Origin of the sequence: Allobosea sp. 47.2.35, assembly GCF_024655635.1 — a bacterium.
Classification (GTDB): domain Bacteria; phylum Pseudomonadota; class Alphaproteobacteria; order Rhizobiales; family Beijerinckiaceae; genus Allobosea.
The window spans coordinates 23599-37190 of the sequence record NZ_JANLGI010000003.1 but is presented as its reverse complement, the minus strand read 5'-3'; the positions used below and the strand labels follow the sequence as shown (position 1 = coordinate 37190).

Here is a 13592-nt window from a genome sequence, read left to right as displayed (position 1 = left end):
TTCGGGAGCGGGGACAGGGCACCAAGCGTCGCTTTGCGGGACGCCGGTGTCAACCGGGGTTTCGGGAAGCGGCATTTGCAACCGGCGGCCAGCCCTCAAGGCTTGTCGCCTACCGGAGAGAGCCCAGTGGATAAAGCGGCAAAGAAAGATGCCGTCGCGTCGCTGAACGATGTGTTTGCGAACACGTCGGTCGTCGTCGTGGCCCACTATGCGGGTTTGACCGTGGCCCAGTTCCAGAAGCTTCGTCGCGAGATGAAGGCGAATGGCGCCACTGTTAAGGTCGCAAAGAACCGCTTGGCCAAAATCGCTCTTGAAGGCACCGACGTCGCGTCCATCAGCAAGCTGCTGACGGGTCCCACCCTGATCGCTTATTCGAGCGATCCGGTCGCGGCGCCGAAGGTCGCCACCGCTTTCGCCAAGGAAAATGACAAGCTCGTCATCCTGGGCGGCGCGATGGGCACGACCGCCCTGAACCCCGATGGTGTCAAGGCCCTGGCCACGATGCCCTCGCTCGACGAAATGCGCGCCAAGCTCATCGGCCTCATCCAGGCCCCGGCTACGAAGCTCGCGCAGCTCACGAACGCGCCCGCCGGCAAGCTGGCTCGCGTGGTTCAGGCTTATGCCGACAAGAATGCGGCTTGATAGCCAGCAAAACCTTATCGTTCGAACCTCTTAAGACAGGAAGTTAAACATGGCCGATCTCGCCAAGCTCGTCGATGAGCTGTCGTCGCTCACCGTTCTCGAGGCCGCTGACCTCGCCAAGATGCTCGAAGAGAAGTGGGGCGTTTCCGCCGCCGCCGCCGTCGCCGTTGCGGCTGGTCCGGCTGCTGGCGGTGGCGCTGCCGCCGCTGCTGAAGAGCAGACCGAGTTCACCGTTGTCCTGGCTTCGGCCGGCGACAAGAAGATCGAGGTGATCAAGGAAGTCCGCGCCATCACCGGCCTGGGCCTCAAGGAAGCCAAGGACCTGGTCGAAGGCGCTCCGAAGCCGGTCAAGGAGTCGGTTGCCAAGGACGAGGCCGAGAAGCTCAAGAAGCAGCTCGAGGCCGTCGGCGCCAAGGTCGAGCTCAAGTGAGCTTGGGCCGGCTGATGCCGGTCCGACCGTAGTCACTATCGACAGTCCCGGGGCGCTTAACGCCTCCGGGGCTGTTGCGTCGTTTCCGCAAGGTGCGACGAATCAGTGAGGCAGGATTTGCCTCGAACGGCTGACCCGGCGGCCTTGCCGTCGGCTCGGTGGGACCTCCGGGTCAGCCGTCTGCAACAGCGGTTCATCGCCAGATGAATCTGCGCGGATGTGTCAAGGTTGGGCATGGCGTTCTCCGCCGGGCCCGAAGAACGCGAGGAACAACATGGTCAATTCGCTCCAGGGTCGCAGGCGCGTCCGCAAGTTCTTCGGCAAACTCAAGGAAGTGGCCCAGATGCCGAACCTCATCGAGGTTCAGAAGGCGTCCTATGACCAGTTCCTGATGGTCGACGAGCCCAAGGGCGGCCGCGCCGACGAGGGCCTTCAGTCCGTCTTCAAGTCCGTCTTCCCGATCGGCGATTTCTCCGGCGCCTCGCTGCTGGAGTTCGTGAAGTACACCTTCGAGCCGCCGAAATACGACGTCGACGAGTGCCGCCAGCGCGGCATGACCTTCTCGGCGCCGCTCAAGGTGACGCTGCGCCTGATCGTGTTCGATATCGATCCGGACACCCAGGCCAAGTCGGTCAAGGACATCAAGGAGCAGGATGTCTACATGGGCGATATGCCGCTCATGACCGATAACGGCACCTTCATCGTCAACGGCACCGAGCGCGTCATCGTCTCGCAGATGCACCGTTCGCCGGGCGTGTTCTTCGACCACGACAAGGGCAAGACCCATTCCTCGGGCAAGCTGCTCTTCGCGGCGCGCATCATCCCGTATCGCGGGTCCTGGCTCGACATCGAGTTCGACGCCAAGGACATCGTCTATGCCCGTATCGACCGGAAGCGTAAGATCCCGGTCACCTCGCTGCTGTTCGCGCTCGGCATGGACGGCGAGGAGATCCTCAACCGCTTCTACAACCACATCACCTATGCCAAGGACGCCAAGGGCTGGCGCGTTCCCTACGATGCGGAGCGCATGAAGGGCTTCAAGGCCTCCGAGGACCTGATCGACGCCGATACCGGCGAGGTCGTGGTCGAGGCCGGCAAGAAGCTCGTCGCCCGCACCGCCCGCCAGCTGGCCGAGAAGGGCCTGAAGTTCCTGCGCGCGCAGGACGAGGACCTGTACACCCAGTACATCGCCGAGGACCTGGTCAACCCGGCGACGGGCGAGGTCTATGCCGAGGCCGGCGAGGAGATCACCGAGAAGCTGCTGAAGCAGCTCGTCGACGAAGGCTTCGACGAGATCCCGGTGCTCGACATCGACCACATCACGGTCGGCCCCTACATCCGCAACACGCTCAACGTCGACAAGAACTCGCGCCGCGAGGAAGCCCTGTTCGACATCTACCGCGTGATGCGTCCGGGCGAGCCGCCGACCCTCGAGACGGCTGAGAACATGTTCCAGTCGCTGTTCTTCGATGCCGAGCGCTACGACCTTTCGGCCGTGGGTCGCGTCAAGATGAACATGCGCCTCGACCTCGACGCCGAGGACACCGTGCGCATCCTGCGCAAGGAGGATATCTTCGCGGTCGTCAAGGCGCTGGTCGACCTGCGCGACGGCAAGGGCGAGATCGACGACATCGACCATCTCGGCAACCGCCGCGTGCGCTCGGTCGGCGAGCTCATGGAGAACCAGTATCGCCTGGGCCTGCTCCGCATGGAGCGCGCGATCAAGGAGCGCATGTCCTCGGTCGATATCGACACGGTCATGCCGCAGGACCTGATCAACGCGAAGCCGGCGGCCGCCGCCGTGCGCGAGTTCTTCGGCTCGTCGCAGCTCTCGCAGTTCATGGACCAGACGAACCCGCTCTCGGAAGTCACCCACAAGCGCCGTCTCTCGGCGCTTGGCCCGGGCGGCCTGACCCGCGAGCGCGCCGGCTTCGAGGTGCGCGACGTGCACCCGACGCACTATGGCCGCATCTGCCCGATCGAGACGCCGGAAGGCCCGAATATCGGCCTGATCAACTCGCTCGCCACCTTCGCGCGGGTGAACAAGTACGGCTTCATCGAGAGCCCGTATCGCCGCATCCGTGACGGCAAGGTCACCGATGAGGTGATCTATCTCTCGGCGATGGAAGAGGCCAAGTACAACGTCGCCCAGGCGAATGCCGCCGTCGACGCCGAAGGCCGCCTGACCGACGACCTGATCGTCTGCCGCCGCGCCGGTGAAGTCATCGTCACCCCGGTCGACAAGGTCGATTTCCAGGACGTGTCGCCGAAGCAGCTCGTCTCGGTCGCCGCGGCGCTGATCCCGTTCCTTGAGAACGACGACGCCAACCGCGCGCTGATGGGCTCGAACATGCAGCGCCAGGCGGTGCCGCTGGTTCGCGCCGACGCGCCCTTCGTCGGCACCGGCATGGAAGCCGTCGTCGCCCGTGACTCGGGCGCTGCGATCGCGGCCCGCCGCGGCGGTATCGTCGACCAGGTCGACGCGACCCGTATCGTCATCCGCGCTTCGGACGAGATGGACCCGACCAAGCCCGGCGTCGACATCTACCGCCTGCAGAAGTTCCAGCGCTCCAACCAGTCGACCTGCATCACGCAGCGCCCGCTGGTCCGCGTCGGCGACATCATCAAGAAGGGCGACATCGTCGCCGACGGCCCGTCGACGGAGTTCGGCGAGCTCGCGCTCGGCCGCAACGTGCTCGTCGCGTTCATGCCGTGGAACGGCTACAACTTCGAGGACTCGATTCTTCTCTCCGAGAACATCGTGGCTCAGGACGTCTTCACCTCGATCCATATCGAGGAGTTCGAGGTCATGGCCCGCGACACCAAGCTCGGCCCGGAGGAAATCACGCGCGACATTCCGAACGTTTCGGAAGAGGCGCTGAAGAACCTCGACGAAGCCGGCATCGTCTATATCGGCGCTGAAGTGGCGGCGGGCGACATCCTCGTCGGCAAGATCACGCCGAAGGGCGAGAGCCCGATGACCCCGGAAGAGAAGCTGCTGCGCGCCATCTTCGGCGAGAAGGCTTCGGACGTGCGCGACACCTCGCTGCGCGTTCCGCCCGGCGTGCAGGGGACGATCGTCGAAGTGCGCGTGTTCAACCGCCATGGCGTCGACAAGGACGAACGCGCCCAGGCGATCGAACGCGAGGAGATCGAGCGTCTCGCCAAGGACCGTGACGACGAGCAGGCGATCCTGGACCGCAACACCTTCGCGCGTCTGGCCGAGATCCTGACCGGCAAGACCGGCCTCGCCGGCCCGAAGGGCTTCAAGAAGGACACGGTCATCACCCGTGAGGTGATGAGCGAGTTCCCGCGTTCGCAGTGGTGGCTGTTCGCGACCGCCGAAGACGCGCTGATGACCGAGATCGAAGCGATGCGGAAGCAGTACGACGAGTCGAAGAAGCGCCTTGAGCAGCGCTTCCTCGACAAGGTCGAGAAGCTGCAGCGCGGCGACGAATTGCCTCCGGGCGTGATGAAGATGGTCAAGGTCTTCGTCGCGGTGAAGCGCAAGATCCAGCCGGGCGACAAGATGGCCGGCCGCCACGGCAACAAGGGCGTGGTCTCGCGCATCGTGCCGGTGGAGGACATGCCGTTCCTCGAGGACGGCACCCATGCCGACATCGTGCTGAACCCGCTCGGCGTGCCCTCGCGCATGAATGTCGGCCAGATCCTGGAGACCCATCTGGGCTGGGCTGCTGCCGGTCTCGGCAAGCAGATCTCGAAGGCTCTCGACGCCTACAAGAAGTCCAACGACTTCAAGGCGCTGAAGGCCGAGTTCGATGCCGTCTACGAGGATAACGAGATCATCGCCTCGATGGACGAGAACGAACTCGTCGAGATGGGCCAGAACCTGCGCCGCGGCGTTCCTGTCGCGACACCGGTCTTCAACGGCGCCAAGGAGGCCGATATCGAGCGGCTCCTGGAGCAGGCCGGCCTGCACTCCTCGGGTCAGTCGACCCTCTATGACGGCCGCACGGGCGAGCCTTTCGACCGCAAGGTGACGATGGGCTACATCTACATGCTGAAGCTGCACCACCTGGTCGACGACAAGATCCACGCGCGTTCGATCGGTCCGTACTCGCTCGTCACCCAGCAGCCGCTGGGCGGCAAGGCGCAGTTCGGCGGCCAGCGCTTCGGCGAAATGGAGGTCTGGGCGCTCGAAGCCTACGGCGCCGCCTACACCCTGCAGGAAATGCTGACGGTGAAGTCGGACGACGTCGCGGGCCGCACCAAGGTCTACGAGTCGATCGTGCGCGGCGAGGACAATTTCGAGGCGGGCATCCCCGAGAGCTTCAACGTTCTCGTCAAGGAAATGCGCTCGCTCGGCCTCAATGTCGAGCTGATCAACAACAAGGTGAAGCCGGGCGAGTTGCCGCCGGCCGAAGCGGCCGAGTGAGCCGCTAGACGAACCTTGGATATTCGCCGGCGGCACTGACGCCGCCGGCTGACGGAATTGACGAGCCGGGCAGGGCGGCCTTGAGCCCCACCGGCGGAAGGAGACAGGCGATGAAGCAAGAGGTCATGAACCTTTTCGGCCAGCAGCCGGTCCAGCAGGCCTTCGACGCGATCAAGATCTCGATCGCGAGCCCGGAGAAGATCCTGTCCTGGTCCTATGGCGAGATCAAAAAGCCGGAGACCATCAACTACCGCACGTTCAAGCCGGAGCGTGACGGCCTGTTCTGCGCGCGCATCTTCGGGCCGATCAAGGACTACGAGTGCCTGTGCGGCAAGTACAAGCGCATGAAGTTCAAGGGCGTCATCTGCGAGAAGTGCGGCGTCGAAGTCACGCTTGCCCGCGTCCGGCGCGAGCGCATGGGCCATATCGAGCTCGCCGCCCCGGTCGCGCATATCTGGTTTCTGAAGTCGCTGCCCTCGCGCATCGGCCTCTTGATGGATATGCCGCTCAAGGACCTGGAGCGCATCCTCTATTTCGAAAGCTACGTCGTCATCGAGCCGGGCCTGACCCCGCTCAAGGACCGTCAGCTGCTGTCGGAAGAAGAGTACGTCCGGGCTCAGGAAGAGTACGGCGCGGACACCTTCACCGCCATGATCGGCGCGGAAGCGATCCGCGAGATGCTGCGCGCGCTCGACCTCGACCAGATCAACGCCGATCTCAAGCATGAGATCGCGACGACGACGTCGGAGCTGAAGCCCAAGAAGCTGATGAAGCGCCTCAAGATCATCGAGGCCTTCCAGGAGTCGGGCAACAAGCCGGAATGGATGGTGATGACCCAGATCCCGGTCATCCCGCCGGATCTGCGCCCGCTCGTGCCGCTCGACGGCGGCCGCTTCGCGACCTCGGACCTGAACGACCTCTATCGCCGCGTCATCAACCGCAACAACCGCCTGAAGCGCCTGATCGAGCTGCGCGCGCCGGACATCATCATCCGTAACGAGAAGCGGATGCTGCAGGAGTCCGTCGACGCTCTGTTCGACAACGGCCGCCGCGGCCGCGTCATCACGGGTGCCAACAAGCGCCCGCTGAAGTCGCTCGCCGACATGCTGAAGGGCAAGCAGGGCCGCTTCCGCCAGAACCTGCTCGGCAAGCGCGTCGACTATTCGGGCCGTTCGGTCATCGTCGTCGGCCCGGAGATGAAGCTGCACCAGTGCGGCCTGCCGAAGAAGATGGCGCTGGAGCTGTTCAAGCCGTTCATCTATGCGCGCCTCGACGCCAAGGGCTACTCGACCACGGTCAAGCAGGCCAAGAAGCTCGTCGAGAAGGAGAAGCCCGAGGTCTGGGATATCCTGGACGAGGTTATCCGCGAGCATCCGGTGATGCTGAACCGCGCGCCGACGCTGCACCGCCTGGGCATCCAGGCCTTCGAGCCCGTGCTGATCGAGGGCAAGGCGATCCAGCTCCACCCGCTGGTCTGCGCCGCCTTCAACGCGGACTTCGACGGCGACCAGATGGCCGTGCACGTCCCGCTGTCGCTCGAGGCGCAGCTCGAAGCGCGCGTGCTGATGATGTCGACCAACAACATCCTGCACCCGGCGAACGGCATGCCGATCATCGTGCCGTCGCAGGACATCGTGCTCGGCCTCTACTACCTCTCGATCATCTCGGACGGCGAGCCGGGCCAGGGCAAGATCTTCGGCGATTTCGGCGAGCTCGAATACGCGCTGCACGAGAAGGTCGTGACGCTGCATTCGAAGATCAAATACCGCTGGACCGGCGTCGGCCATGACGGCAAGCCGTACACCAAGATCTACGACACCACGCCGGGTCGCGTGATCCTGTCGACCGCGCTGCCGGAGCATCCGGCCGTATCCTTCGACGTCGTCAACAAGCTGATGACGAAGAAGGAGATCTCCGGAATGATCGATGCCGTCTATCGCGGCTGCGGTCAGAAGGAATCGGTGATCTTCTGCGACCGCGTCATGGCGCTGGGCTTCCGCCACGCGTTCAAGGCCGGCATCTCCTTCGGCAAGGACGACATGGTCGTGCCGGAGAACAAGTGGCAGATCGTCGACACGACCCGCGCGCTCGCCAAGGATTACGAGCAGCAGTACCAGGACGGCCTGATCACCCAGGGCGAGAAGTACAACAAGGTCGTCGACGCCTGGGCGAAGTGCTCCGACAAGCTCGCCCAGGAGATGATGGCCCGCATCTCGACCGTCCAGAAGGACGAGACCGGCCGCGACAAGCAGATCAACTCGATCTACATGATGTCGCACTCGGGCGCCCGTGGTTCGCCGGCGCAGATGCGCCAGCTCGCCGCCATGCGCGGCCTGATGGCCAAGCCGTCGGGCGAGATCATCGAGAGCCCGATCATCTCGAACTTCAAGGAAGGCCTCGACGTTCTCGAGTACTTCAACTCGACCCACGGCGCCCGCAAGGGTCTTGCCGACACGGCGCTCAAGACGGCCAACTCCGGCTATCTCACCCGCCGTCTCGTCGACGTGGCGCAGGACGCGATCATCTCCGAGGTCGATTGCGGCTCGGATAACGGCATCAAGATGCGCGCTATCGTCGATGCCGGCCAGGTCGTGGCCTCGCTCGGCATGCGCATCCTGGGTCGCGCCGCGGCCGAGGACGTCGTCGATGTCGAGGGCAAGGTCCTCGTCGCCAAGGGCGTCGTGATCGAAGAGAGCGACATCGCCAGGATTAACGCCGCCGGCGTCCAGGAGGTGAAGATCCGTTCGGTTCTCACCTGCGAGACCAAGAACGGCGTCTGCGCCACCTGCTACGGTCGCGACCTCGCTCGCGGCACGCCCGTCAACATGGGCGAGGCCGTCGGCGTCATCGCGGCGCAGTCGATCGGCGAGCCGGGCACGCAGCTCACCATGCGTACCTTCCACATCGGCGGCGCGGCCACCATCGCCGACCAGTCCTTCGTCGAGTCGAACTTCGAAGGCACGGTCAAGATGCGCAACCGCAACGTCGCGCGGAACTCGGACGGCGACCTCATCGCCATGGCGCGCAACATCGCCATCGTGATCGTCGGCCCTGATGGAGCCGAGCGCGCGGTCCATCGCGTCCAGTTCGGCTCGAAGCTGCGCGTGGACGAGGGAGACAAGGTCAAGCGCGGCCAGCGCCTGATCGAGTGGGACCCCTATTCCCGCCCGATTCTCGCGGAAGTGGACGGCAAGGTCGGCTACGAGGATCTCGTGGACGGCATGTCGATCACCGAGACGACCGACGAGGCGACCGGCATCTCCAAGCGCGTCGTCATCGACTGGCGCGGCTCGGCCCGTACGGCGGATCTCAAGCCGGCGATGGTGATCCAGGGCGCCGACGGCAAGGTTGCGAAGCTCGCCCGCGGTGGCGAAGCCCGCTACATCCTGCCGGTCGACGGCATCATCTCGGTGGAGCCGGGCCACTCGATCAAGGCCGGCGACGTGCTCGCCCGCGTCTCGACCGACTCGGCCAAGACCCGCGACATCACCGGCGGTCTGCCGCGCGTGGCGGAGCTGTTCGAGGCGCGTCGTCCGAAGGATGCGGCGATCATCGCCGAGAAGTCGGGTGTCATCGGCTTCGGCAAGGACTACAAGAACAAGCGTCGCGTCACGCTGACGCCGCACGATGGTTCCGACGGGGTCGAGTACCTGATCCCGAAGGGCAAGCACATCCATCTCCAGGACGGCGACGTCGTGGAGGTCGGCGACTACATCCTCGACGGCAACCCGGCCCCGCACGACATCCTTGCGATCAAGGGCGTCGAGGAGCTGGCGGCTTATCTGGTCAACGAGATCCAGGAGGTCTATCGCCTCCAGGGCGTGACCATCAACGACAAGCACATCGAGGTCATCGTCCGGCAGATGCTGCAGAAGGTCGAGATCACCGAGTCCGGCGACAGCGACATCCTGACCGGCGACCAGGTCGATCGGATCGAGCTGGAAGAGGTCAACGCGAAGCTGCGCGAAGAGGGCAAGAAGCCGGCCTCCGGCGTTCCGGTCCTGCTCGGCATCACCAAGGCCTCGCTGCAGACCCGCTCCTTCATCTCGGCGGCGTCCTTCCAGGAGACCACCCGCGTCCTCACCGAGGCGGCGGTCAACGGCAAGTCGGACATGCTCGAAGGCCTCAAGGAGAACGTCATCGTCGGCTCGCTCATCCCGGCCGGCACCGGTGCCCAGGTCGCCCGCATCAAGCAGGTGGCCACGCGTCGCGACGATCTCATCGTCGGCCAGAAGGCGGATGCGGCGGCCAAGGCTGCCAAGGCAGCCGCCGCGGTGCTGCCGGCTGCCGAGTAAGCAGCCCGGCCAAAGCCAGATGTTACGGAACGGCCGCCTTCGGGCGGCCGTTTTGCTTTCTGGGCACGGCATTTTTGGCAGCCCGCGCGCTTGACGCGGCCTGCTCGCCGAAGCCTTGGGGGCAGCGGAGAGGCGCCATGCCGCGCCGAAAGCTCGCTCTGCCGGGGCACGCCCGTCTTCCGGAAGGCGCGCCTCAAGGTCGCGCGTCCCGGAACCTCCTGCTTTTCTCCCCAGCGCTTGCCGGCATGGTGGCCCGACAGGGGAGGGCGGCAAGTTCCCGGACGACGGCGTAACCGGATGATTCTCTTCTGGGGATGGTGCGATTCCCGGGATCGAAGGGAGCTGTACGCTTCGGTTCGGCTCGCTATGCTGTCGATAAGCGCACGACCTTCGATCTCGCAAGGCTCGAAGACGTCATCCGCCCGGCGGGTGGCGGAAATACCGGCCGAAACGCGTCCGGAACCTGAATCCGGGGTTGACGCGAATCTCCGTGTGAGTCATAAGCGCGCCACTGTCGACGGCTGTCGGACACGTTTGTCGCTTGCGCATTGTTCGCGAGCGAGGTTCGCGACCGAAACTCCGTCGGAATTCCAGCGTCGATTGACGACATGGCAGGATGCATGAACGCGGGTTTTCCGTGTTCCTCTGCTGGCGAACGCGCCTGAGGCCCCGAAAAGGGCGCCGATGGCGCGGCTTCGTTTATGTCATGGCTTTGCTCGGCCTGGGAGATTGACCAGGAATTTCCAAACGCTCAGTGGGGCGAGAGGCCAGAATGCCGACAATCAGCCAGCTCATCCGCAAGTCGCGGTCGCCCGTGAAGGCGCGTAACACCGCCCCGGCGCTTGAGAATTGCCCGCAGAAGCGCGGCGTTTGCACGCGCGTCTATACGACGACCCCGAAGAAGCCGAACTCGGCGCTCCGCAAGGTTGCGAAGGTTCGCCTGACCAACGGCTTCGAGGTGATCGGCTACATTCCGGGTGAGGGTCACAACCTCCAGGAGCACTCCGTCGTCATGATCCGTGGCGGCCGCGTGAAGGACCTTCCCGGCGTGCGCTATCACATCCTGCGCGGTGTGCTCGACACGCAGGGCGTCAAGAACCGCAAGCAGCGCCGTTCGAAGTACGGCGCGAAGCGTCCCAAGTAATTTCGGCCCGACCGGCCTGGCGACCTGCCTGAGCCGGTCCGCCGCGTTGAAGATTTACGGAGACTAGACGATGTCCCGCCGCCATAGTGCCGAAAAGCGCGAAGTTATCCCGGACCCGAAGTTCGGCGATATCGTCGTGACCAAGTTCATGAACTCGGTCATGTACGAAGGTAAGAAGTCGACCGCCGAGCGGATCGTCTACGGTGCCTTCGACATCATCGAGGCCAAGACCAAGAGCGAGCCGCTCGGCGTCTTCAAGTCGGCGCTCGAGAACGTCGCTCCGGCGATCGAGGTCCGTTCGCGTCGCGTCGGCGGTGCGACCTATCAGGTTCCGGTCGAAGTCCGCACCGAGCGCCGTCAGGCTCTCGCCATCCGCTGGCTGATCGCTGCCGCTCGCGGCCGCAACGACAAGACCATGGTTGAGCGCCTGTCGGCTGAGCTGATGGATGCCGCCAACAACCGCGGCAACGCGGTCAAGAAGCGCGAAGACACGCACCGGATGGCGGAAGCCAACCGCGCCTTCTCGCACTACCGCTGGTAAGCGGCGCGCTGACCCGAGACATAGAGCACGATCATGGCCCGTTCCCATCCCATCGACCGTTATCGCAACTTCGGCATCATGGCCCACATTGATGCCGGCAAGACGACGACGACCGAGCGCATCCTCTACTACACCGGCAAGTCCCATAAGATCGGCGAAGTCCATGACGGCGCCGCGACCATGGACTGGATGACGCAGGAGCAGGAGCGTGGCATCACGATCACCTCGGCTGCGACGACCTGCTTCTGGCAAGACAACCGTCTGAACATCATCGACACCCCCGGCCACGTCGACTTCACCATCGAAGTCGAGCGTTCGCTGCGCGTGCTCGATGGCGCCGTCTGCGTTCTCGACGGCAACCAGGGCGTCGAGCCCCAGACCGAGACCGTCTGGCGTCAGGCCGACAAGTACGACGTCCCGCGTATCGTGTTCGTCAACAAGATGGACAAGATCGGCGCCGATTTCTATCGCTGCGTCCAGGACATCATCGACCGCGTCGCCGGCAAGCCCGTCTGCCTGCAGATCCCGATCGGTTCGGAGTCGAACTTCGCCGGCGTGATTGACCTCATCAAGATGAAGGCGATCGTCTGGAACGGCGAGGCGCTCGGCGCCTCGTTCGAGGAGCAGGAGATTCCTGCCGACCTCGCCGACAAGGCCGCCGAGTATCGCAACAAGCTCGTCGAGGCCGCCGTCGAGATGGACGACGCCGCGATGGAGGCCTATCTTGAGGGCACCGAGCCGGATGCCGCGACGTTGCGCAAGCTCGTCCGTACCGCCGTGCAGCGCCGCGCGTTCCACCCGGTACTCTGCGGCTCGGCCTTCAAGAACAAGGGCGTGCAGCCCCTGCTCGACGCCGTCGTCGACTTCCTGCCGTCGCCGATCGATCGCGGCGCGGTCGAAGGCATCGACTTCAAGACGGAAGAGCCGACCACCCGCAACCCGAGCGACAGCGACCCGTTCGCGATGCTCGCGTTCAAGATCATGGACGACCCCTTCGTCGGCACCATCACCTTCTGCCGCATCTATTCGGGCAAGGTCGAAGCCGGCCAGGGCGTCATCAACTCGACCCGCGACAAGAAGGAGCGCGTCGGTCGCATGCTCCTGATGCATGCGAACAACCGCGAGGACATCAAGGAGGCTTATGCCGGTGACATCGTCGCCCTGGCCGGCCTCAAGGACGTCCGCACCGGCGACACGCTCTGCGACCCGACCAACGCGGTCATCCTTGAGCGCATGGAGTTCCCCGAGCCGGTCATCACGATCGCGATCGAGCCGAAGTCCAAGGCCGACCAGGAGAAGCTGGGCCTCGCCCTGTCGAAGCTCGCGAATGAGGACCCGTCCTTCCGCGTGTCGACCGACCAGGAGAGCGGCCAGACCATCCTTAAGGGCATGGGCGAGCTCCATCTCGACATCAAGGTCGACATCCTGAAGCGCACCTACAAGGTCGACGCCAATATCGGCGCGCCGCAGGTTGCGTATCGCGAGACGCTGACCAAGAAGGCCGAGGTCGACTACACCCACAAGAAGCAGACCGGCGGTACGGGCCAGTTCGCCCGCGTCAAGCTCGTCATCGAACCGAACGAGACCGGCAAGGGCTTCGAGTTTGAGTCGAAGATCGTCGGCGGCGCGGTGCCGAAGGAGTACATCCCGGGCGTCGAAAAGGGCCTGAACTCGGTCATCGGCTCCGGCGTGCTCGCCGGCTTCCCGGTCGTCGACGTCAAGGTCTCGCTGATCGACGGCGCCTTCCACGAAGTCGACTCGTCGGCGCTCGCCTTCGAAATCGCTTCTCGTGCAGCGCTGCGCGAAGGTCTGCAGAAGGGCGGCTCGGTGCTGCTCGAGCCGATCATGAAGGTCGAGGTCGTGACCCCGGAAGACTATACCGGTTCGGTCATCGGCGACCTGAACTCCCGCCGTGGCCAGATCCAGGGCCAGGACATGCGTGGCAACGCCGTCGTGATCAACGCGATGGTTCCGCTGGCGAACATGTTCGGCTACGTGAACCAGCTTCGCTCGTTCTCGCAGGGCCGCGCCAACTACACGATGCAGTTCGACCACTATGAGCAGGTGCCGTCGGCGGTGGCCGCCGAGGTCCAGGCCAAGTACGCCTGAACCCCGCACCGACCCGACTGACCATTTGAACAAGA

The 13592-nt window shown here is 64.4% G+C and carries 7 protein-coding genes; all 7 read left to right on the top strand.

The annotated features are described in order from the left end of the window. The first annotated feature begins 126 nt into the window (after window positions 1-126). The 7 genes from rplJ (at window position 127) to fusA (ending at window position 13557) form a co-directional block, all read left to right on the top strand. The gene (gene rplJ, locus NUV79_RS05225; protein WP_257732013.1) at window positions 127-642 is read left to right on the top strand and encodes a 50S ribosomal protein L10; all 516 of its coding nucleotides are present in this window, start codon (window positions 127-129) and stop codon (window positions 640-642) included. Window positions 643-691: 49 nt separating this feature from the next. Next, complete coding sequence (gene rplL, locus NUV79_RS05220) at window positions 692-1072, top strand: 50S ribosomal protein L7/L12 (RefSeq protein WP_257732012.1); 381 nt, start codon at window positions 692-694, stop codon at window positions 1070-1072. Between the two features lie 274 nt (window positions 1073-1346). Beyond that, window positions 1347-5468 carry a DNA-directed RNA polymerase subunit beta gene (rpoB, locus tag NUV79_RS05215; protein WP_257732011.1) on the top strand — a complete coding sequence of 1374 codons (4122 nt, stop codon included), beginning with the start codon at window positions 1347-1349 and terminating at the stop codon, window positions 5466-5468. A 110-nt stretch (window positions 5469-5578) separates the two neighbouring features. Further along, complete coding sequence (gene rpoC / locus NUV79_RS05210; protein ID WP_257732010.1) at window positions 5579-9763, top strand: DNA-directed RNA polymerase subunit beta'; 4185 nt, start codon at window positions 5579-5581, stop codon at window positions 9761-9763. Between the two features lie 772 nt (window positions 9764-10535). Further along, a complete protein-coding gene (gene rpsL / locus NUV79_RS05205; RefSeq protein ID WP_199085547.1) occupies window positions 10536-10907 on the top strand; it encodes a 30S ribosomal protein S12 in 372 nt (123 codons plus the stop codon). Between the two features lie 70 nt (window positions 10908-10977). After that, complete coding sequence (rpsG, locus tag NUV79_RS05200) at window positions 10978-11448, top strand: 30S ribosomal protein S7 (protein ID WP_089175040.1); 471 nt, start codon at window positions 10978-10980, stop codon at window positions 11446-11448. 33 nt (window positions 11449-11481) lie between these two features. Then, window positions 11482-13557, top strand: a complete 2076-nt coding sequence (gene fusA, locus NUV79_RS05195) for an elongation factor G (RefSeq protein WP_257732009.1) — start codon at window positions 11482-11484, stop codon at window positions 13555-13557. Window positions 13558-13592 lie beyond the last annotated feature (35 nt).